Annotated in this window: 13 protein-coding genes; 9 read left to right on the forward strand and 4 right to left on the reverse strand. The window is 75.1% G+C overall.

Annotated elements, in window-relative coordinates; translation table 11 throughout:
- Positions 1–22: 22 nt before the first annotated feature.
- From AB0I60_RS01640 to AB0I60_RS01660, 5 genes are all read left to right on the forward strand, one after another.
- Positions 23–1,471, forward strand: coding sequence for an acyltransferase domain-containing protein (locus AB0I60_RS01640; RefSeq protein WP_360725038.1), 1,449 nt, complete (start codon positions 23–25; stop codon positions 1,469–1,471).
- Positions 1,468–7,326, forward strand: a complete 5,859-nt coding sequence (locus AB0I60_RS01645; RefSeq protein ID WP_360725040.1) for an SDR family oxidoreductase — start codon at positions 1,468–1,470, stop codon at positions 7,324–7,326. The genes AB0I60_RS01640 and AB0I60_RS01645 overlap by 4 nt, the downstream gene beginning before the upstream one ends.
- The gene (locus AB0I60_RS01650) at positions 7,313–9,055 is read left to right on the forward strand and encodes an acyl-CoA dehydrogenase (protein WP_360725042.1); all 1,743 of its coding nucleotides are present in this window, start codon (positions 7,313–7,315) and stop codon (positions 9,053–9,055) included. The genes AB0I60_RS01645 and AB0I60_RS01650 overlap by 14 nt, the downstream gene beginning before the upstream one ends.
- A gap of 165 nt (positions 9,056–9,220) precedes the next feature.
- Positions 9,221–9,586, forward strand: a complete 366-nt coding sequence (locus AB0I60_RS01655; protein WP_360725044.1) for a response regulator transcription factor — start codon at positions 9,221–9,223, stop codon at positions 9,584–9,586.
- A 171-nt stretch (positions 9,587–9,757) separates the two neighbouring features.
- Entirely contained in the window at positions 9,758–10,915 is a 1,158-nt protein-coding gene (locus AB0I60_RS01660; protein ID WP_360725047.1) for a hypothetical protein, read from the forward strand.
- 46 nt (positions 10,916–10,961) lie between these two features.
- Here AB0I60_RS01660 and AB0I60_RS01665 read toward each other — a convergent pair whose 3' ends face one another.
- Both AB0I60_RS01665 and AB0I60_RS01670 read right to left on the reverse strand, forming a co-directional pair.
- Positions 10,962–13,016: a TIR domain-containing protein gene (locus AB0I60_RS01665; RefSeq protein WP_360725049.1), complete on the reverse strand. Its 2,055-nt coding sequence runs from the start codon at positions 13,014–13,016 to the stop codon at positions 10,962–10,964.
- Between the two features lie 168 nt (positions 13,017–13,184).
- A complete protein-coding gene (locus AB0I60_RS01670) occupies positions 13,185–13,967 on the reverse strand; it encodes an MBL fold metallo-hydrolase (protein WP_360725051.1) in 783 nt (260 codons plus the stop codon).
- 91 nt (positions 13,968–14,058) lie between these two features.
- Between AB0I60_RS01670 and AB0I60_RS01675 the strand changes: the two genes are divergently transcribed.
- The 4 genes from AB0I60_RS01675 (at position 14,059) to AB0I60_RS01690 (ending at position 18,116) form a co-directional block, all read left to right on the forward strand.
- Positions 14,059–14,652 (forward strand): CGNR zinc finger domain-containing protein, encoded by a 594-nt coding sequence (locus AB0I60_RS01675; protein ID WP_360725053.1) that lies wholly within the window; start codon positions 14,059–14,061, stop codon positions 14,650–14,652.
- Positions 14,653–14,828: 176 nt separating this feature from the next.
- Positions 14,829–15,248, forward strand: a complete 420-nt coding sequence (locus tag AB0I60_RS01680; RefSeq protein ID WP_360725056.1) for an STAS domain-containing protein — start codon at positions 14,829–14,831, stop codon at positions 15,246–15,248.
- A gap of 82 nt (positions 15,249–15,330) precedes the next feature.
- Complete coding sequence (locus AB0I60_RS01685) at positions 15,331–15,693, forward strand: STAS domain-containing protein (RefSeq protein ID WP_360725741.1); 363 nt, start codon at positions 15,331–15,333, stop codon at positions 15,691–15,693.
- Entirely contained in the window at positions 15,690–18,116 is a 2,427-nt protein-coding gene (locus AB0I60_RS01690; protein WP_360725058.1) for a SpoIIE family protein phosphatase, read from the forward strand. The genes AB0I60_RS01685 and AB0I60_RS01690 overlap by 4 nt, the downstream gene beginning before the upstream one ends.
- A 75-nt stretch (positions 18,117–18,191) precedes the next feature.
- On the opposite strand, the gene AB0I60_RS01695 is transcribed toward AB0I60_RS01690, so the two are convergent.
- The gene (locus AB0I60_RS01695; RefSeq protein WP_360725060.1) at positions 18,192–19,976 is read right to left on the reverse strand and encodes a trypsin-like serine protease; all 1,785 of its coding nucleotides are present in this window, start codon (positions 19,974–19,976) and stop codon (positions 18,192–18,194) included.
- Positions 19,977–20,189: 213 nt separating this feature from the next.
- Positions 20,190–21,638: an APC family permease gene (locus tag AB0I60_RS01700; RefSeq protein ID WP_360725062.1), complete on the reverse strand. Its 1,449-nt coding sequence runs from the start codon at positions 21,636–21,638 to the stop codon at positions 20,190–20,192.
- Between the last annotated feature and the right edge of the window lie 124 nt (positions 21,639–21,762).

Raw genomic sequence — 21,762 nt, forward strand, 5'->3', positions numbered from 1 at the left:
CCACGCACCCGGAGGACCCACCGTGCCCGATCGCCCCGTGTTCCTGTTCCCCGGCCTCGGCGCCTACTCGCCGGGGGTGCTCCGGCAGGCCAGGAACTCCTACGACGAGGTCGACGCCACCTTCGAGGAGATCGACGCCGCCGCCGCGCGGCTCGACGTGCCGCCGGTGCCCCCGGTGCTGTTCGACGGCGAGCCCCGCTCGATCCGGCGGCTGCTGGCCGAACCCGCCGAGGTGCTCCAGCTCGCCATCTTCGGCGTCTCGGTGGCCGTGCACCGCATCCTCACCGCGCGCGGGGTGCAGCCCCGGCTGCTGGTCGGCCACAGCTTCGGCGAGATGGCGGCCCTGGTCGCCGCCGGCGCGTTCAGCCTCGCCGACGGCGTGCGGATGGTGTGCGCCCGCGCGGCGGCGCTGCGGCCGTGGGAGGGCCGGGGCGGGATGGCCGCCATCGGCGTGGACCACGGCACCGCCGGGCACGTGGCCGGCGTGCTGGACGAACCGGACCTGGTGGTCGCCTGCCTCAACGCGCCCCGGCAGACGGTGCTCGCGGGCCCGCTGCCGGCGCTCGACCGGGCCGAGCGGCTGGCGACGACGCTCGACGTGCTGTTCGCCCGCCTGCACCTGCCCTACGCCTCGCACCACCCGTCCATGCGGCCCGCAGCGGCGGACTTCCTGGACAGGATGCGCGGAATGCGCCAACTGCCGCTCCAGCACGCCGTCTACTCGCCGATCCACGGCCGCCGCTACACCGACGACGACGACCTCAAGGCGGCCCTGGCCGAGTGCCTGGTGCTCCCGGTGCGGTTCACCGACGCGGTGCGCGAGCTGCACACCAAGGGCTGCACCGCGTTCGTCGAGAGCGGGGCGCTCAACGCGCTGACCAAGTGCGTCGAGCAGACCGTCCCGGGCGTGCGGACGGTCGCGCCCCTGGTCGACCCGGAGGAGGAGGTCGAGGGTCTGCGTGCCGCCGTCGACGGCACGGCGCAGCCGCCGACGCGCGCGTCCCGCAACGGCCGTTCCCGACCGGACCCCTCGCCACCGGAGGTCCAGGTGGTCGGCGTGGTCGGCGACGACCCGCAGCCCGCCCACCCGCGCACCGCCGGGCGGGTGCCGGAACCACGGGACGTCCGCGCGCGGGTCCCCGAGGACCGGGACGTCGATGCGCAGCCCGGGGAAGGGATTCGACCGTCGCAGCCGGCACCGGTCGGCCCGGAGGCGGGCGCACCCGACCGGCACCGGGTGCTCGCCGAGCTGCGCGAGCTGTACGCCGACGCGCTGGAGTACCCGACCGACCTGCTGACCGAGGACGCCCTGCTGGAGGCGGAGCTGGGCGTGGACTCGCTGAAGCAGACCTCGCTGCTGGGCCGGGTAGTGCAGCGGTTCGACCTGCCCGAGCGCCCGGCCGAGCTGCCGGTGTGGGAGCTGCCCACCCTCGGGCGCATCGCCGACTACGTCACCGGGGCGTCGCGGTGAGCGGCGCGTTCGACGGCCGGGTCGTGCTGGTCACCGGGGGCGCGCGAGGGGTCGGCAGAGCCGTCGTCACGGCGTTCGCCCGGCGGGGCGCGCACGTGGTCGTCAACCACTTCCACACCACCGCGCAGGCCGCGCGACTGGTCGAGGAGCTGACCGCGCAGGGCGCGTCGGTAAAGGCGCTGCGCGCGTCGGTGGCGGACCGGGAGCAGGTCGACGCCATGTTCGACGAGGTCGAGCGGCGGCACGGCGCGGTGGACGTGCTGGTGAACAACGCGGCGTCGGGGGCGCTGCTCCCGCTGGACCGCCTGCACGAGTCGCACTGGCAGCGGGCGGTGGACACCAACCTGCGCGGCAGCCTGTGGTGCGCCCGGCGCGCGGCGGCCCTGATGGCTCGGCGCGGCGGCGGGGCGATCGTCAACCTGTCCTCGATCGGCAGCTCGCTGGTGATCGGCGACTACGCCACCGTCGGCACGACGAAGGCGGCGGTCGAGGCGCTGACCCGGTACCTGGCGGTGGAGTTCGCGCCCGACGGCACCCGGGTGAACACCGCCTCCGGCGGCCTGCTGGACGGCGCGGTCGCCGGCCTGTTCCCCGAAGCGCGGCGGCTGGCCGACCGGGTCCGGGAGGCGACCCCGCTGGGCCACCGGCTGGGGCGGGAGGAGGAGCTGGCCGAGCTGGTGGTGTTCCTGGCCTCGCCGGCCGCGTCCTGGATCACCGGCCAGACCGTGGTGGCCGACGGCGGCCTCTCCCTCGGCGCGGCGATGCTCGCGCCACCACGCGAAAACCCCGCCCCCGCAACGGAGTCCGCCCCGGCCGGTGAGCCCGCGCCACCACCGGGACCCGTCTCGTCCCGGACGGCGGGCTCACCGGGACCGACCGGGTCGCGGGAAGAAGCCCGCCCGGCCGGGAAAGTGCGCGCGACAGTGGAAGTGCGTGCGGTGGGGGAAGCGCGGCCGGCGATGGCGGTGTCACGCCCGCGTGCGACGCCCGACCTCGACGCCGCCGTCGCCGTCGTCGGTGTCGGCGTGGTGACCCCCGGCGCGAACGACCCCGAGCAGTTGCGGCGGCTGCTGGCCGACGGGCGCAACGTGTTCCGCCGTCCCGTGCTGTTCGACGTGGAGTCGTTCTACTCCGCCGACCCGTCCGCCGAGGACCGGACCTACTCGCCGGAGTCCGGTTTCATCACCGACTTCCGCCCGCACCCGGAGCTGGCCGCCGAGCTGGCCGACGACCCCGCGCTCAGCCGGGAACCCACCACGCTGTGGCTGCGGCACTGCCTGCGGTCGGCGCTGGGGCACGTCCGGCGCGACGCGCGGGACCGGTGCTTCGCCGCGTTCGGGTACACCGCCGACGGCAGCCAGGACCTGGAGGCGCGGCTCGTGCTGACCGGCTACCTCGACCGCTTCGGCGACCGCCTGCCGGACGCGGCGGCCCGCGTGCTGCGCGAGCGCTACGACCGCCTCGGGCAGCCCGCTCACGAGTTCCTGCCGCACCGGGTCGGCCGCAACGCCGTCGCCGGGCTGCTGCCGGACGACACCGAGGTGGTCATGGTGGACACCGCCTGCTCCTCCTCGCTCTACGCCCTCGACCTCGGCGTCAAGGCGCTGCGCGAGGGTGCGGCGGAACTCGCCGTGTGCGGCGGCGCGTTCGCCTACAGCGCGCGCAACCTCGTGCTGTTCTCGAAGCTCCAAGGGCTCTCCCGGTCCGGCACCGTGCGCTGCTTCGACCGCGCGGCGGACGGCGTGCTGTTCTCGGACGGGGCCGGTGCCGTGGTCCTCAAGCGGCTGGACCGCGCGCACGCCGACGGCGACCGCGTGCTGGGCGTGGTGGAGGGCGTCGGCCTGGCGGGCGACGGCCGGGGCAAGGCCATCTACGCGCCCAACGCCGAGGGGCAGGCGATCGCCCTGCGCCGCGCCTACCGCGCGGCCGGAGTCGACCCGGCGGACGTCGGCTGGGTCGTCGCGCACGCGACCGGCACCCGGGCCGGCGACAGCACGGAGGTGGCCGCGCTGCGCGAGGTCGCCGGGCGCGGCGAGCCGGCGCTGCTGTCGTCCAACAAGGCCGTGGTCGGGCACACCGGCTGGGCGGCGGGGCTGATCTCGGTCAGCCACGCGCTGTCCGGGCTGGTCCACGACGACGTGCCCGCCCAGCCGTACCTGCGCGACCCGATCGACGCGGTCGCGCAGGGCCGGTTCGCGCCGCCGGCCGGCGGGGCGAGCGCCGTGCCGAGGCGGAACGGGCAGCGCCACGTGGGCATCTCGTCGTTCGGGTTCGGCGGCACGGACGCGCACCTGGTGCTGGGCGACGACCGGCCCGACCGGACGAACCGCGCCACCACCGCGCCGGACGACGACGTCGTGGTCGTGGCGTGGGCCGCCGACCTGCCCGGGGGCGACCCGACCGCCTGGCTGCGCGGCACCGGACCGGCTCCCGCGCCGTCGTTCGGCGACGACTACCCGCTGCCGGGCTGGCAGGAGGTGAAGCTGCCGCCCGCGACCCTGCGCGGCATGGACCGCACCCAGATCATGGTCCTGCGCGCGACGGCCGCGCTGCCGGCCGCGACGCTGAAGGCGTTGGAGGAGCTGCACGACACGACCGGTGTCGTGGTCGGGCACATGGGTCCCACGCGCCGTGCGGTGCACTACGCGCTGCGGTGCTACCTGGGCGACCTCGACCGGGCCCTGGACGACCACACCGCCGCGGACGCCGACCTGGCCGAGTCCGTGGCGCGGCTGGGCGCGGACGTGCGCGCCCTGGTCCCCGCCGCCACCGAGGACTCCTTCCCCGGCATCATGCCCAACATCATCCCGTCGCGCGTGGCCGCCGTCCGGAACTTCCGGGGGCTCAACGCGACGGTCGACGGCGGCCCGGACTCGGGCCTGGACGCCCTGCGCACCGCCGAGCGGTACCTGCGCCACGGCGACCTGGACGCCGTGGTCGTCGCCGGGGTCAACGGCAACACCACCCCGGAGTTCCGGCACGTGCTGGAGTCGGCGGGGCGGACCGACCAGCCGGCCGAGGGCGCCTTCCTGGTCGTGCTGGCCCGGGGGTCGACGGCGCGGGAGCGCGACCTGCCGGTGCTGTGCCGGCTGCGGACCCGCCTCGGCCCGGCCGACCCGGCAACCAGGCCGCACCGGCACGCCCCGCTGGCCGGCTCCGGCCGCACCTACCCGGGAGCCGACCCGCTGCTGGCCGTCCTCGCCCACCTGGCACGCGGTGGCGGCGACACGACCGTCGGCTCCTCGGCGGACCACGGCCCCCAGCTCGACCTCACCACGGCCCCCGAGCCCGATCCGACTGCCGCCGCCACAACTGATCCCGCCGCCACCGGACCCACGGCCGCCGAGCCCGCCACCACCCAGCCGGCCGGCATCGGCACCGCCACCGCCGGGTCCACAGCCACGAACCGCGCCGCGACCCGGCCGGCCGGCGCGAGCGCCGACTCCGGCGCGGCGGTCCCCGGTGCCCGGCCCGGCGACGTCCCGGTGCCGAGGTCGGAGCCCCGTCCCGCGCCGACCCGCGTGGTCCGCCGGCTGCTGCCCACCGCGCCGCGCCGGCTCCGGTCCGCGCTGCCGGCCGTGCCGCCGGGCAGCCTGGTCGTGCTCTCCCACCCCGACCTGGCGGAGTGCGTCGCACTGCTCCGGGACGCGCACGTCGTCGTCGCACCCGCCGTCGAGCGGGGGCGGGTGCCGGCGGCCGACGACCTGGCGGCCCTGCTGCCCGCCGCGAAGGTGCCCTTCGACCACGTCCGCGTCCTGGTCCGGCCGGACGGCCCGGCGACCGACCTCTCCGGCCTGGACCGGGTGCGCGGTGCGCACGACCTGGCCTTCCTCGCCGCCAAGGCGTGGCACGGGCGCACGACGTCCTCCTACGCGGTGCTGCTGGCGGGTGCCGTCCGCGCGGGCGTCCCGCACCCGGCGACCGGCCCGTTCACCGGGCTGGTCAAGGCGCTCGCCCGCGAGGCGCCGCAGTCCCTGGTGTTCGCCGTCGCCACCGACCTGTCCGGCGCGGCGGCGGCGGACCTGCTCGCGCAGGAGTCCGCACGGGCGCACGACCTGGCCGTGGTGGTGCACGCGGGCGGCCGGCGCCAGGAGTACCGGCTCGTCGAGGACGCCGGGCCGCCCGGCGGCACCGCCCTGTCGCCCGGCGGGGTCGTGGTGGCGGCGGGCGGGACCCGGGGCCTGACCGCCCGGCTGCTCGCGCGGCTCGCCGAGGAGACCCGCCCGGAGGCGGTGTACCTGCTGGGCCGGCACGCCCCCGAGGCCGGCGGGCTGCCGCCCCGGGCCGCGTTCCTGGCCGAACGGCGCCGGGAGGACCCGATGGCGGCGGTGGCGGTCCTGTCCGCCGAGTACGACCGCCGTGCGGCGTCGGCGCGCGCGGCCCGCACCGTCGAGGAGCTGGCGGGCATCCTCGGCGCCGACCGGGTCCACTTCGTCCGGTGCGACCTCACCGACGCCGCGCAGACCCGCGCCGCCGTCGACCGGGTGCACGCGGCGCACCCGACAGTCGACCTGCTGGTCAACGCGGCGGGCACGCACTCCGGCGGGCGGGTGGCCACCACGTCGCTGGACACCGCGCGCGCCGTGCGCGACACGAAGCTCCTGACCTACCTCAACCTGGACGCGGCGTTCGAGGGCCGCCCGCCGGCCCGCCGGCTCAACGTCGGGTCGCTGCTGGCGGTGCTGGGGTGGCCCGGGGAGGCGGCCTACTGCGCGGCCAACGACGTGCTCGGCGCGGCGGCGCACTGGCGGGCCGCGCTGCGCGGCGGCGCGGAGACCACGGTCGCGTCGCCGCTGTGGGACGAGTCCGGGTTCGCCGCCGAGCCGGTGGTGCGCGACCTGCTGCGCCGGCAGGGCGCGCTCACCGGGGTGTCCGACCGGGAGGGCGTCGACCTGGTGCTGGGCGAGCTGCGCCGGGGGCTGCCCGACCCCGAGGTGACCTTCCTGGGCACCGCCGAGCGGCGGTTGCTCGCCACCGGCAGGCGGCACGCCGTCGAGGTGGTGCCGGGCGTCGACGGGCGCACCGCGGTCTGGTGCCCGGACCCGGAGGAGGACGGCTACTTCCGGCAGCACCGGCTGCACGGGGTTCCGACGCTGCCCGGCGCGTGGGTCACCGAACTCGCGGTGGCCGCGAGCCTGCGCGGCGACCGCGCCGGCGTCCCGGTCGCGGTGAGCGGACTGGAGTTCCACGTGCCGCTGACCGTGCTGGGCCGGGCGGGCCGCGCGTGCTCGGTCGAGGTGTCCGACGACGGACGCGACCGGACCCGGGTCCGGGTGCTCGCCGACGTGGTGGCACCCGGCGGGCGGGTGGTGCGCCGCGACCGCGCGCACGCGCAGGCCGTGGTGCACTTCGGCCCGCGCCTGCCCGCTCCGCCACCGCGCGTGCCGCCCGGGGGCTCGGTGCCGGAGTCGGGTTTCCGCTACGACGCGGTGGGGCCGGTGGAACTCGGCGTGCCGTTCGCGTGCCTCGCGGACGTGCGCGCCGGCGGGGGTCGGGCGCAGGCGCGGTTCCGGCCCGCGCCGGGCCGGTGGGCCGAGCGGCTGGCCGGGCTGCGGCTGCCCGTGCTGCTCGTGGACGCCCTGATCCAGTGCTCGCTGATCCGGGACGTGCTGGGCACGGGTGACCACGGGGCCGCAGGGCCGTTGCCGGTGCCGGTCGGCGTGGACCGGGTGGAGCTGTTCACCGACGCCAACGACGTGGGCCTGCTCGACCGGCACGGGGACGGTGTCGCCGTGGTCGCGGACGGCGGCGGTGCCGTCGCCGTGGCACCGGACGGCACGCCCCTGGTCCGGCTGACCGGCGTGCGCGCCGCGAGCCCGACGCCCGCCCGGGAGGTGAGCCGTGCTGCCCGATGACGACTTCCGCGAGGTGCTGGCGAAGCTGTTCCGGCACGAGGTGTTCCGCCCGCGCACCGGTTTGGACTACCAGGCTCGCTGCGAGCTGACCTACGAGCGGCTCCGCGTGGTCGGCGAGCACCTGCCGCCCGGCAGCGAGCTGCTGCGGGACCTGCGCAAGCTGTTCGCCGCGCTGGAGTGGGCGGCGGTCGCCGACCCGCCGCTGTTCCTGGCGCTCACCCTGCACGTGTGCCTCGGCCTGGGCGCGGTCGTGGAGTTCGGGGGCGGCCGGGCCGAGCGGCACGTGCGCGAGCTGGACGACATGACCGCGTTCGGGGCGCTGCTGGTCACCGAGGTCGGGCGCGGCAACAGCCACCTCGGCATCCGCACCGTGGCCGAGCACGACCCGGAGACCGGCGGGTTCCGGCTGCGCACCCCGGACGGGGCGGCGCGCAAGTTCATGCCCAACGTCGGCCTGGCGCACGTGCCGAAGACCGGCGTGGTGTACGCGAGGCTCCGCGCGGCGGGACGGGATCACGGCGTCTTCCCGTTCGTCACCCCGATCCGCACCGCCGACGGCACCCCGGACGGCATCCGGGTGACGCCGCTGCCGGAAGCACCGCTGCTGCCGCTGGACTACGCGGTCATCGAGTTCGACGGCCTGCTGCTGCCGCCGTCGGCGCTGCTGTCGGACACCGCCCGCTTCGACCCCGGCGGGACGGTGGACGACCCGCTGGGCGACCCGCAGCACCGGCTGCGCCGGTCGCTGGACATCCGGCACAACGCCTGGGTGGCGTCGGCGGCGGCGCTGGCCGCCGTGGCGCGGGCGGGCGTGGTGAACGCCCTGCGGCACGCGCGGACGAGGGACACCGTGTCGCCGTTCACCGGCGAGCGCAACGTCCTCGACCACCGCGCCCACCAACGCCCCCTGTTCGGCGCGCTGGCCGACTGCTACGCGCTGAGCTGCGTGGTGGACAAGGTGAAGGAAGCGCGGGTCCGGTCGCAGCAGCCCGGGACGACCGGGGAGGACGATCCCGCGTGGACGCCCGGACCGGCGTTGAACCGGGTGTACGGGCTGGTGAAGGCGTACGCGAGCGACGCGGCGGGCAGGATCGTCACCGAGTGCGGGCACCGGTGCGGGGCGCACGGCGTGTTCGCACCCGGCCGGTGGGTGGAGTACCAGGGGATGGCGCACATGCTGGGCCCGGCCGCCGGCGACGGCCACCTCATCGTCCTGGAAGCGGCCCGCGCCCTGGCGTCCGCCGACCACTACGAGCCCCCGCCCGACGAGCGCATCGCCCACGACCCGCTCGACCCCGCCGCGTGGCCGGGCCTGTTCCGCGCCCGGGAGCGCGTGCTGCACGGACGGCTGGTCGAGCGGATGGCGGTGGCCCGCCGGCGCGGGCAGACCGGGTTCGAGGCGTGGAACAACCGGGCCTCGGCGGGGGTCGAGTTCGTGCAGGCGCACGTGGCCCGGCTGGTGCTCGACGCCGTGCGGGAGGCGCGGGCGGCGGTGCCGGCCGGACCGGCGGCCCGCCTGGCGGACGCGGTGCAGGAGGTGCACGCGGTGCGCGGGCTGGTCGCGCACGCCGGCTTCCACCTCCGGGAGGGCCTGCTCACCGCCGCGCAGCTCGACCGGCTCGCCGAGCGCGACAACGAGCTGTGCGACCGCGTGCTGGCCGACCTCGCGGCCGTGCCGCAGCTCCTGGACGCACCCGAAGAATTGCTCGGCCACCCTTTGTGGCACTGAATTCGAGGAGACCCGAATGTCTGCCCGCCGTCCCGGGCATTCGTCCTGGGGAGTCATAGCGGTTTACGTGAACGACCGAATGGAGGATTACTCGGATCCCACCGGCGTGGGACACTTCTCCGACAGGGGCAGGATCGGGCTCTGTGCGGTCAAGGGGATTCGCTCATGTCTCCACACGCCTCCGAGCAGGACGACGGGAATGCACACGACCTGGGGGAACTGCTCCGACAGGCACGCGCCCACCAGCGGGCGGCCCACCAGTTGATAGCCCGTGCGGAAGAACTCAGCCAACGGGGTTCCGCCACCGTCCGGAGCCCGCCGGACTGCCGTGGCAGCGCCGCGTGGGACCGGTTCACCGAGCGCGAGACCGGGGTGGCCGAATTGCTCACCCAGGGCATGTCGAACCGCATCATCGCACGCCGCCTGGACATCTCCGAGCGGACCGTGAAGAACCACCTGAACTCGATTTTCCAGAAACTGGGCGTCGCCGACCGGACCCAGGCCGTGATCGTCCTCATGCGCGGGGCCTGACCCGGGGCCGCCACCCCGGCCGCAATTCACCCGGTCGGCGACGATGCCGCGATTACCCCGATCGTCACCATTCGAGCCGAAACACCGTGCCGTAACGTTGTCGGTCGAGAACGGCCGACGAGTTAGCCCGTCCCCCGCTCGTCGGATTCCCCGGCCAAAGGTGCGTGATCGATGAGCCGACGATTGATGATCGCGGTGGCGGCGGGGGTGGTCGCCGCGCTCGTCCCGGTGCCGCCGGCTGCCGCCGGCGCACCCGTGATCACCGTCCTGGGCATCCTGCCCGGCCACACCGACAGCAGCGTCTCGGGCCTCACCGACACCGGCACGGTCATCGGGCAGTCGTTCGACGGGCTGTGGTGGAACCCCAAGACCGCCCGCGCGGTGAAGTGGAGCCGCACCGGGGCCGTCACCGCCCTGCCCACCCCGCCCCGCGACCCGAACCCGCACAGCAGGGCCGTCGACGTCAACGAGGCGGGCACCGCCACCGGGTACACCTACGGCGGGCCGGACTACCACGGCCTGCGCTGGAACGCCGACGGCAGCTACACCGAGCTGCGCCCGCTGCCCGGCGACAACTCCAGCCGACCGGTCGCCATCTCCGCCGACGGCACCGTCATCGGCGAGTCGTTCGGGCCGTACCGCTCGTACCGCGCGGTGCGCTGGGCACCCGACGCGACGGTCGCACTGCTGCCCGTCCCACCGGGGCAGACCGACTCCAGGCCCGAATTCATCGACGACCACAACACGATCGTCGGCGGCTCGTACAGCTGGGAGCAGCGGTCGTACACCCTGCGGTGGGACCCCGACGGCACGTACTCCGACATCAGCGGGCTGATCTCCGGCCCTCTGGCCATGAACAACGCGGGCACGATCACCGGCTTCCACGCGGGCCGGGGCTACACCGAGACCGTCCGGGTGCACGCGGACGGCAGCCGGGACGAACTCGGCTGGTTGGCGGCACCGGTCGCCCTCAACGCCGCCGGCACGGCCGTGGGCGGCTACGAGGGCGACGAGGAGTACGGGCACGCAGTGCGGTGGGCAGCCGATGGCACCGTGACCTCTCTGCCCGAGCTGCCTTCCGACACGGACAGCTGGGCGAACGCCGTCAACGACGCGGACATCGCGGTCGGCACGTCTTCGTTCTCCCTGGACGAGCACAGTGTCGAATCGCACGCCGTGTTCTGGGATGCCGCCGGGAAGGTGACCGCACTGCCCCTCCTGCCCGGGGGGAAGGCCGGGAACGCGAGCCACATCAACGCCTCGGGCACCATCGCCGGCGGGGCCAACACGACGAGCGGGCACCTGCGGGCCGTCCTCTGGCGGCGGTGACCCCCGAGCAGTCGGTCGCGGCGCCGATCCCACCCGGCGGACGCGGTCAGCTCGACAGCCAGAGGCGCACGGCCGTGGGCAGGGGGACCTCGATCGTCGTGTCCTCGGTGCCCTCGTCGAGGTCCCACACGACGACCGACCTCGGCCTGGCCTCCACCAGGCGGGTCGGATCGGGTGCCCAGCCGAGCAGGGGGCTCGCGTGGTTGTCGGTGCTGCGGGGGACGTCGGCGACCTGGGTGCCGTCCGCGACGCGCCACGCCTTGATCACGTCGCCGGTCGAGCCGACGACGCTCGTGCCGTCCCGGGCCCAGGCCACCGCCGGGGTGCCGCCGGCCGCGCCCTTCTGCAGGAGCAGCGTGGACGGTGCGCTCGGGGCGTCGACGCGCCACAGCCACACCTTCACGTCGAAGCCCTCGGTCACGGCGGCCAGCGCTCGGCCGTCCGGTGACCAGACCGCATCCTCGACCACGCCGGTCGAGCCGACCACGTCCGTGCGGCCGGTGCCATCCGCGTCGAGCAGGACCAGGTGCGGCGAGCCGCCCTGCCGCACGAGGAGCCGCTCGCCCGTGGGCGACCAGGTGATCGACACGGCCTCGACGTCCGGGACGGGCTGCGGGTCCGTCGCGCCGAACCGGGTGACGACCAGCCCGCCGAGGGTGTCGACCGCCGCGACCAGGTCCGGTTGGCGGGGAGCCCAGGCGAGCAGGCTGATCCCGATGGGCGCGACGCGGAAGGCGGCCACCGGTCGTGAGCTCTCCCGGGTCCACACCCGCACGACGCCCTTGTCGTCGCCGACCGCCAGTCGCGTGCTGTCCGAGGACCACGACAGGGCGCGCACGGTCTCGGCCTGGCCGGGGAACTCCTGAGCGGTCAGCGTGTCGCGGTCCCAGACCACCAGGCTGCCCAGGACGCCGCCGGTGGCCAGCCACCTGCCGTCCGGCGACCAGGACAGCGCGGCGACCGTGGCCAGCGGCGGGCTTTCGCGGACCAGGTCGCCCGTCGTGGTGTCCCACAGGCGCACGGTGGTGCCGGCGGTGGCGACCAGCCCGCCGTCCGGTGCCAGCGCGGCGTTGTGCAGGTCCCGGTGGGAGCTGGTCGCCTCCTGGAGGCCCAGCAGCGCCGGCTGGGCCACCACGGTGACCGCCACCAGCGCCACCCCGAGCCGCCAGCGCAGCCGTCGCCGGGGCGCGTCCCGGAACGAGGTCCGGACGTGCACCCGGAACCGGTCCTCCAGGCGCCGCGCCAGCTCGCCGACCTCGCCCGCGATCGCGTCCGGTGCCGAGGCCAGCACGCGCGCCTGGAGGTGGTGCAACGGCCGCAGCGGCTCCGGCAGCGCGTCCGGTCCGGGCAGGGTCGCGCCACCCACCAGCAGCGGCACCACCGGCAGGCCGATCGCCAGGGCCGTCCCGATCTCCAGGCGCACGTAGTCGGCGGGGTCGTCCAGCCGCCGGCCGCCGTCGTCGGCGGGGGCGTCGAGCCAGTCCGGCCCGATCACCGCCAGGACCAGGTCGGTGCGCCGCAACGCGGTGGCCAGCTCGGCGCGGAAGTCCTCCCCCACGGCGATCGACTCGGTGTCGACGAACACGTTGCGGGCACCGTACCGCCTGGCCAGCAGCGGACCCAGCTCCGCGACGAACTCCCGGGAGTCGTCGCGCCGGTAGGACACGAACACGCGCGGCGCGCGGCGCAGTTGGACGAGGTCGCCCAGCCAGAACACCGCCGCCACCGCCGCCGCCCCGACCACGACCCCGGCGGTCAGGCCCTCGTCGGTCTCGCCCCGGGACATCGTCCCCCACACGCCGCCGCACACCACCGGCACGACCACGTTGGCCAGCACCAGGCTCAACGGCCGCAGCAGACCGCGCAGCCAGGTGACCTGGACGAGCACGAACAGGCCGGAAACGGCGAGGATGAACGCGACGAGCCCGTCCACGTCGCTGCCCCGCAGCCCCTTGGCGGTGTAGGACCACGACAGCGCCGTGTAGGGGACGAGGACCAGCGCGACCCGCCACGGCAGGGTGGGCCCCGGCACCGGGACGATCCCGTCCCGCTCCCCCAGCTTGGCCGGCATCGCGGGCGCACGGCGTTCGTCCACGGCCATGTTCGATCGCTCCTGTCCGGCGAAAGCCCGTCAGCGACCCTTGCGCACCGCCGATCGCGTCACAGTAGCCAACCCGCCGCGCGAGCGGGAACGACTGCGCCACAACGGCTTCGTCACCGCACTACGGCGGTCGCACGAGCCGCCCGCCGGAAACCTGCACGCCGTCGCTCAGCCCACGTCGAGGCGGTCGACCAGCCCGGCGGCGGTGAAGGCGGCGACCAGGTCGTCGATGCCCTCGGTGAAGTGGGACCAGCTGTTGTGGTGGACCGGGACGACACGGCGGGCGGCGAGGATGCGGGCGGCCTCGGCGGCCGACGCGCTGTCCAGGACGAGCGCCGCGCCGTCGAACACGGCGGGGACGCGCGGAGCGCCGGCGAACAGGATCGCGGTGTCGATCGACGGGAAGCGCTCCGCGACCTGCCGGACGGCGTCGAGCGAGGCGTTGTCGCCGCTGACGTAGACGGCGGGCAGGTCCGGCGCGGTCAGGACGAACCCGACGACCTGGCCGGTGACCGGCTCGACCTCCTCCCGGCTGCCGGGGCCGTGCACGGCCGGCACCGCCGTCACGGTCACCGCGCCGCCGTCGGGCCGGGTCAGCTCGACGGCCTCCCAGTCCGCCAGGCCCCGCGCCGTCCCGCCCAGCCGCTGCCCGCCGCCGGGGGTGGTCAGGGTGAGCGGGACGTCGGCGAGCAGGGCGCGGCCGGCGTGGTCGAGGTTGTCCGGGTGCTCGTCGTGGGACAGCAGGACGACGTCGACGCGTCCCAGCTCGGCCGGGGTGACGGCGGCGGGCGCGGTCTTGGACAGCTCGCGGCCGGTGCCCGGGAGGTAGGTGCCGGGGCCGTCGAAGGTCGGGTCGGTGAGGAAGGCGAGGCCGCCGTAGGTGAACAAGGCGGTCGGGCCGCCGAGCACGCGGACGGGGACCTGCTCGGCGGTTGCGTCGGTGGACGTCACAGGACTGAGTCTCCTCACGGATGGGTGGGTACTTATCCGTGAGGAGACGGTAGTGGCTCTCACGGATGGAAGCAAGCTCTACCATGAGGACATGCACGAGGACGTCGACGCCGCGGTCCGGCCGGCACCGGGCGCGGAGCAGTACCCGGCGCTGGACTTCGCCAACAGCGCGATGGCCCTGCCCGGCGGGCAGTACACCGACCTGCTCGGCACGCCCGCGTCCGCCGACCGGTGGCTGACCGACCACGACCTCGCGCCGCCGGACGCCGGCCTGGCCGAGATGTGCACCTCCCAGCTGCGCTCCCTGCGCGAGCAGGTCAGGTCGCTGCTCGCCGCCCGGGTGGCCGGCGTGCCGGCCCTGCCCACGGCGGTGGCCGCCGTCAACGACGCGCTCACCCGCGTCCCGACCGCCGCCCTGCTGCTGTGGGACGAGAAGACCGGCCCGCACCGCGCGGCACCGCACCCGGTCAACCAGGTCCTCGACCACGCCATGGCGGCGCTGGCGGCCAACGCGGCGGACCTGCTCACCGGCCCGGACGCCGCACGCCTGACCGCGTGCGGCTCCCCGCCGTGCAACCGCTTCCTGCTGCGCCACGGCCGCCGCCACTGGTGCTCCACCCGCTGCGGCGACCGCGCCCGGGCGGCCCGCGCCTACGCCCGCCGCACCCGACCCCCGGACGACTGACCCGCGCCGACGCGGTCCGGCCGCACCCTCGACGTGATCGACCTGCGGTGGGCCGCCGGCGGGCCGCCCCGGCGTGCGCGCTACCGTCACGGGCATCCGGGGTGGGTTGAGCAGCGAGCCCGACCGGCGCACGCGGCGGGCGTCCGCCCGCCGTGCCGCGACCGTGGGGAGTTCCCGTGCACCGCTGCACCGACCGCGTCACACCCGCCTCCGTCCGGGCCGAGGGCCCCGTGGCGTTCCTGCGCGTCCTCCAGCAGCTCCGGGACGGTGTCGTGCACGTGCGGGTGGTGGGCGAGGTCGACCTGGCCACCGCGCCCACGCTCGACCGCTGCCTGCACGCGGCGCGCTCGCACGCGCCCGACCCGGTCGTGCTCGACCTGACCGGGGTCCGGTTCCTCGGCACGCCGGGCCTCGACGTGCTGGCCGAGCACCACCACGGTTGCGCCGCCCGGGGCTCGGTCCTGCGGGTCGTGGCCGCGCACCGCCCGGTGCTGCACCCGGTCCGGCTCAGCGGCCTGGACCGGCTCCTGCACCTGTTCCCGGACCTGCACCGCGCGACGACCGCCCCGCACACCCCCGGGCAGCCCGACGCCTGAGCCCCGGGCACCGGGCCGCACGTCGGCTGCCGGTGCCGGTTCGTCACCGGCCGGCGGATGTAGGAGAGTTCTTCACGTGTGGATGCCGGAGGAGGCGTGGGTGGACGAGGCGCTGCCGTTGCAGGTCGACGTGCGTGATCGCGCGAGCGACACCGTGGTGGTCGTGTCCGGCGAGCTGGACTTCGCCACCACCCCGCACCTGTGGGAGGCGGTGGGGCCGCTCGCGCGCTCGGGACGGCCGCTGGTCCTCGACCTCGCGGCGCTCTCGTTCTGCGACTCCAGCGCCCTGAGCATCCTGGTGCGGCTGCACCGGACCGCGCAGGGCAGCGGCGGCTCGCTGGTGCTGGCCGCGCCGCAGCCTCAGGTCGAGGCCGCGCTCACGGTCACCATGCTGCACCGCCTGCTGACGATCCGGCCCGAGCAGCCCGACGGGGACCCGGTGTGACCGGCCGGACACCGCGGGCCCAGCCCGACCACGACATCGCCCGGTTCGGCCCGCCGGAGATGGTGCGCCTGGCCGCCGAGCTGCGCACCGTCGCCGAGCACGCGACCGGTTTCGCCGACGCGGCGCGGCGGGTGGTGCGCCGCCTGTGCGACGGGTTCGCCGACGAGCACGGCGAACCCGTCGTCCTGCGGGCCGGGCTGTACACCGTCCGGACCTCCGCCGCGCTGGGTGCCGCGCTGCGCCGGCACCTCCCCGACGACGCCGACCCGGCCAGGCGCCACCTGGTGCCCGAGGCGTCGTGCGGGACCGGCGCGCGGGGCCCGGCGGCCGACGAACCGGCCCTGCCGACCGGCGTGGTCGCACTGGACGACCTCGCCGTGCCGAGCGCCCCGGCGTCCACCGGCCCGGTCGCGGACCTGGTCACCGGCCTGGTCGCGGACCTGGACGCGCGCGCCGCGCCGGGCCTCGCGGTGTCCGACCGGGTCGGCGTGCGGCACGTGCCCGGGATCGCGTCCCGGGGTGGCGCGCGGTCGGTCTTCGGGTTCGGCGGCGTGCTGGACGACGGCACGCTGTTCTGCGTGGCGCTGGTCGTCGCCGTGCCGGTCCCCGCCGCGACCGTCGAGCTGTTCCGGGCGGTGGCCGTGAGCGTGCAGGCGGGCCTGCTCGTCCACCCGCACGCCGACGGCACGCCGGACCCCGCCGCGCGGCTCGACGCCCTGCACGCCCACCTGCGGACGCTGGAGCAGGTGTCCGACGACCAGGCCGCCGCCCTGGACACCGTGGTCGGCCGGCTGAGGGCCGAAGCCGGGCTGGTCGACACGTTGCAGGTGGTCGGGCAGCGGCTGACCGCCCAGCTCGACCTGGACGTCCTGGTGCAGGAGGCCACCGACGCGGCCACCAAGGCGACCGGGGCGGCGTTCGGCGCGTTCTTCTACAACCTGATCGACCAGTACGGCGAGTCCTACACCCTCTACACGCTCTCCGGCGTGCCCCGGGAGGTGTTCTCCCGGTTCCCCATGCCGCGCAACACGGCCGTGTTCGCCCCCACCTTCACCGGCGAGGGCACCGTGCGCTCCGACGACATCACCCGGGACCCCCGGTACGGGCGCAACGAGCCCCACCACGGGATGCCGGAGGGCCACCTGCCGGTGCGCAGCTACCTCGCGGTGTCGGTGGTCTCGCCGTCCTCCCAGGACGTGCTGGGCGGCTTCTTCTTCGGCCACCACGAGACCGGCCGGTTCACCGCCCGGCACGAGCAGCTCGCCGAGGGCATCGCGGGCTACGCCGCCATCGCCTTGGACAACGCCCGCCTGTTCGCCGCGCAGCGCGCGACGGCCGCCGAACTCGCCCGCAGCATGTTGCCGATCGTGCCGCACGTCCCCGACCTGCGCATCGCCTCCCGCTACCTGCCGGCGGCGACCGGGTCCGAGGTGGGCGGCGACTGGTTCGACGTGATCGAACTGCCCGCCGGGCGCACCGCGTTCGTGATCGGCGACGTCGTGGGGCGCGGGGTGAAGGCCGCTGCGGTGATGGGCCAGATCCGCACCGCCGTGCGCTCGTACGCGATGCTCGACCTGCCGCCCGGCGACGTGCTGCGGCACGTGTCGGCGCTGGCCGCCACCGTCCCGGGGGCCACGTTCGTGACCTGCTTCTACGCCGTGCACGACCCCGTGGACAACACGCTCACCTACGCCAACGCCGGCCACCTGCCCGCCGTGCTCACGCACCCGGACGGCGCGGTCGACCTGATCGGCGAGGGCCTGGACATGCCGATCGGGGTCGGCGAGACCTTCACCCAGCGCCGGGCGTCGTTCCCCGGCGGCGCGCGGCTGACCCTCTACACGGACGGCCTGGTCGAGAGCCGCCGCCGGGGGCTGACCGACGGCCTGCGGGAACTGGTCGCGGGCCTGCGCGACTTCCCCGGCGGGCTCGACCTGCAAGTGGCGTGCGACAAGCTGATCGACCGCCTGACCGACGGCAGGCACGACGACGACGTGGCCCTGCTGCACGTCCACCACCAGCCCACCCACCGCCGTGCCGCCACGACCCCGCTGGAGCGGGGCCCGCTCGTCGCCGCCAAGGCCCGCGCGTTCGTCGCCCGGCACCTGGCGGAGTGGGGCTTGACCGGGGTCAGCGACACCGCGCTCACCGTGACCAGCGAACTGGTCACCAACGCGGTGAAGCACGCCGACAACCCCGGAGTGCTGCGCCTGCACCACGACGGCACCCGCCTGACCGTGGACGTGGCCGACACCGGCACCTCCACACCCCGGGTCCTGGAGACCACCCTGGACGAAGAAGGAGGCCGGGGCCTCTACCTGGTCAACGCCTTGACATCGCGCTGGGGCACGCGCGGCACCCCGGACGGCAAGGTGGTCTGGGCCGAGATCCGCACCCCCGCACCGCCACGACCGGAGGCGTGAGCCGAACCGTTGCGGTGCAGGGGTTCCGGGCACGGCCGGACGCTCACCGGCTGCTGATCACCGGGTCACCGGGCTTCACCACGTGCTCGCGCCGGCCGGGATCTCGCTTCCGGCGGCGAAGAAGCCGTGCCACCACCGGGCGACGCCGAAACCCGTGCGAGTGCTCACCGCCACCCACACGTCCGCACTCTGCCCCCGCTGGAACGTCACGACGTCGTCCATCCCGTCGCCGTCGAAGTCGCCCACGCCGGGGATCTCGCTGCCCGCCGCGAAGTAGCCGTGCCACCACTGGGGCGTGCCGAAACCGGTGCCGGTGCTCAACGCCACCCACACGTCCGCACTCGACCCCCGCTGGAACGTCACGATGTCGTCCCTGCCGTCACCGTTGAAGTCCCCCACTGCGGGAACCTCGCTGTTGACCGCGAAGTAGTCGTTCCAGTTCGCGGCGGTACCGAAGCCCTGGCCGTTGCTCAGCGCCACCCAGACGTGCGCCCCCGGCCCCCGGGTGAAGGTCACGATGTCGTCCTTGCCGTCGCCGTCGAAGTCCCCGACTGCGGGAACCTCGCTGCCTGCGGCGAAGTAGCCGTGCCACCACCGTGCCGTGTCGAAACCCGAACCCGTGGACAACGCCACCCACACATCAGCACTCGCCCCCCGCTGGAACGCCGCGATGTCGTCCTTGCCATCGCCGTCGAAGTCCCCGACAGCGGGTATCTCGTTGCCTGCGGCGAAGTAGCCGTGCCACCACCGCGCCGTGTCGAAACCCGAACCCGTGGACAACGCCACCCACACATCAGCACTCGCCCCCCGCTGGAACGCCGCGATGTCGTCCTTGCCATCACCGTTGAAGTCCCCGATCAGCGGGACTTCTTCGTTGGCGGCGAAGTAGCCGTGCCACCACTGGGCCGCGTCGAAACCCGTCGCGCGGCTCAACGCCACCCACACGTCGGCGCTCTGACCCCGTTGGAAGGTGACGACGTCCTTCCTGGCGTCCCCGTCGAAGTCACCGCTGCGGCTGATCGCGCCGTCGTTGGCCAGACCGGGGATCTGCTCGACGACGAACCGGGACAGGTCGCCCTCGCCGACCCGCGCGTAGACGCCGGGCCGGTTCACCCCGGCGCACCCCCTGCCCCAGCTCACCACCCCGACCTGCCGGAAACCCAGGTGCGAGGAGGCGAACAGCGGACCTCCCGAGTCGCCCTGGCAGGAGTCCCGGCCGCCCGCCAGGACGCCGGCGCCCACCATGGTCGCCGGGTGGAACGCGCTGCCGTACACCGTGGACGACGCCATCGTCGCGTCGTCGATGATCGGCACGGTGACCTTCAGCAGGTCGTTCGAGCGCCCACCTCCGGACGACGTGGCACCCCAGCCGATCACCTGGGTGCTGTCGCCGGCGTCCCACAGGTCCCGGTTGGAGCCGAAGGCCAGTGGGATGGTCTGCCGGGTCGACGGTCTGGACAACCGCAGCAGCGCCACGTCGGCGTCGTAGGTGGATGCCGAGAAACCCGAGTGCTGGACGACCTGCGCAACCGCCCGGGTCTCGCCGGCGACGTCGGTGAGCCGGGTGCGGCCGATGACCACGGTGAACTCCGAAGCGGGCAGCCCGTTCGTGCAGTGCGCCGCGGTGAGCACCCAGTTCGGGTCGATGAGCGTGCCGCCGCACCAGTGCTTGGCGAAGTCGTCGCCCGACCAGGAGTTGCGCTGGATCGAGGCCATGAACGGGAACTCGCCGTTCACGGCGGGTGTCCCGCCCACGATGTCGGGCCCGACCCCGCCGGCCTGCGCGACCGGTGCGACGGGGAGGAGGAGGATGGCGGCCAAGGCCGCGCCGAAACGGGAACTGCGGTGCGGTGTGCGCATTCGCGTGCCACCTCGGTTCGCGGTGTCGATCCGGGCGATCTCCCGGATTGCTAGAGGTTGGCACCGGCGAACCCGCCCGGGGTAGCGCCCGTCAGGCCAATCGCACGTGGGCAACGATACCCAGGCCGCCCGGGACGAACAGCGGTGTCGCACCTGATCGGCGACCTCGCCGAGGCGGGAAGTCGACGGCAGGTGGGCGGCGGCGGGCGACGGTCACGGTCGGGGCGGGTCGCGTTCCAGGTCCGCGCTCAGCGACTCGTAGACCGACGGGCGGTGGTGGCGCAGCCACCAGGCCGTGGCCAGGCCCGCCACCGCGACGAGCGGGAGCAGCCACGGCAGTCGGGCGACGACCGGGTTGTCCGAACCCGCCAGGGTCGGGAAGTTCAGCACCGCCAACCCCACGATGACGGTCAGGCCGAGCGCTCCCAGGCCGGGCGCGAGCACCGTGCGCGCGATGCGGCGGTCGCCGACCCGGCGGAAGTGGACCACGATCGCCACCGCCGCCAGGAACTGGAGGGCGAGGATGCCCAGCGTGCCCAGGCCGGTCATGCTCGCGGTCAGGGCGGTCACCGGGTCGAGGTCGGCCAGGCGGAAGGCCAGCGCCACCAGGGAGGCGAACAGCAGCTGCGCGATCGCGGCGCGGCGGGGCACGCCGGTGCCCGGGTGGGTGCGCCCCAGCCGGCGCGGCAGCACGCCCACCCGGCCCAGCGCGTACAGGTAGCGGGTCGCCGAGTTGTGCAGCGCGAGCAGCGCGGCGAACAGGCTGACGACCAGCAGCACGGTCATCACCCGGGTCAGGCCGTCGCCCAGGTACTCCCGCGACACGGAGAAGACCAGGTCCCCGGTCGACAGGTGCGCGACGGCGACGTCCTGGGCCTGCGCGACGCCGATCGCGCTGACCACGGCCCACGTCGTGACCGCCGCGAAGACCCCGATGAACCCGATCGCCAGGTAGGTCGCCCTCGGGATGGTCCGGTGCGGGTCCTTCGCCTCCTCGCCGAACAGCGCCGTGGCCTCGAACCCGATGAACGCGTTGGCGGCGAACAGCAGGGCCAGCCCGCCCGCGCCCTGCGCCACCACCGACGGGTCGAACACCGACAGCGAGAAGCCGTGCCGGACCAGCACGCTGACGTCCAGCACCAGCAGGATCGACACCTCCAGCACCAGGCACACCGCGAGCACCCGGGCGCTGACGCCGATCCCGCGCCGGCCCAGCAGGAAGACCAGCACCACCGACAGCGCGCTCCACGCGATCCAGTCGAGTTCCGGCCCGAACACCTCGGCGATCCCGGTGGAGGTGAAGAACCCGCTGGTGCCGATCGCGCCGGCGACGAAGCAGTTGTAGCCCAGCATGGCGACGAACCCGGCGACCAACCCGAACGTCCGGCCCAGGCCGCGCACGACGAACGCGTAGAAGCCGCCCGCGTTGGTGAGGTTCTTCGACATCTGCGCGTAGCCGACCGCGAACAGCAGCAGCACGACGGTCGCCGCGACGAACGCCACGACCATGCCGCCGCCGTTGCCCAGCGCGATACCGAGCGCCGCGATCACGACCATCCCGGTCAGGGGTGCGACGGCGGCGAGCACGAGGAAGACGATTCCGGGTACCCCGAGCACGTTGCGGGCCAGCGCCGTGTCGTCCCGGGACTCGCTGCGACTCATGGCTGGCGAGTATCCAACCGGTCACCGCCCGCAGCCTTGCCCCTGCGCGCACACGTCTTGCTCCTACGCGACCCGCACGCCGTCCCCTGCGCCACCCGAAAACCCCGCCGCGCCACGGGGCGCT

The organism is Actinosynnema sp. NPDC050436, from assembly GCF_040655415.1.
Taxonomy (GTDB): domain Bacteria; phylum Actinomycetota; class Actinomycetes; order Mycobacteriales; family Pseudonocardiaceae; genus Actinosynnema.

Excerpts from the sequence above, each read along its gene's own strand:
- AB0I60_RS01655 (WP_360725044.1), top strand. The coding sequence starts at position 9,221 with ATGTCTCCACACGCCTCCGAGCAGGACGACGGGAATGCACACGACCTG.
- AB0I60_RS01660 (WP_360725047.1), top strand. The coding sequence starts at position 9,758 with ATGAGCCGACGATTGATGATCGCGGTGGCGGCGGGGGTGGTCGCCGCG.
- AB0I60_RS01665 (WP_360725049.1), bottom strand. The coding sequence starts at position 13,016 with ATGGCCGTGGACGAACGCCGTGCGCCCGCGATGCCGGCCAAGCTGGGG.
- AB0I60_RS01675 (WP_360725053.1), top strand. The coding sequence starts at position 14,059 with ATGCACGAGGACGTCGACGCCGCGGTCCGGCCGGCACCGGGCGCGGAG.
- AB0I60_RS01685 (WP_360725741.1), top strand. The coding sequence starts at position 15,331 with ATGCCGGAGGAGGCGTGGGTGGACGAGGCGCTGCCGTTGCAGGTCGAC.
- AB0I60_RS01695 (WP_360725060.1), bottom strand. The coding sequence starts at position 19,976 with ATGCGCACACCGCACCGCAGTTCCCGTTTCGGCGCGGCCTTGGCCGCC.
- AB0I60_RS01700 (WP_360725062.1), bottom strand. The coding sequence starts at position 21,638 with ATGAGTCGCAGCGAGTCCCGGGACGACACGGCGCTGGCCCGCAACGTG.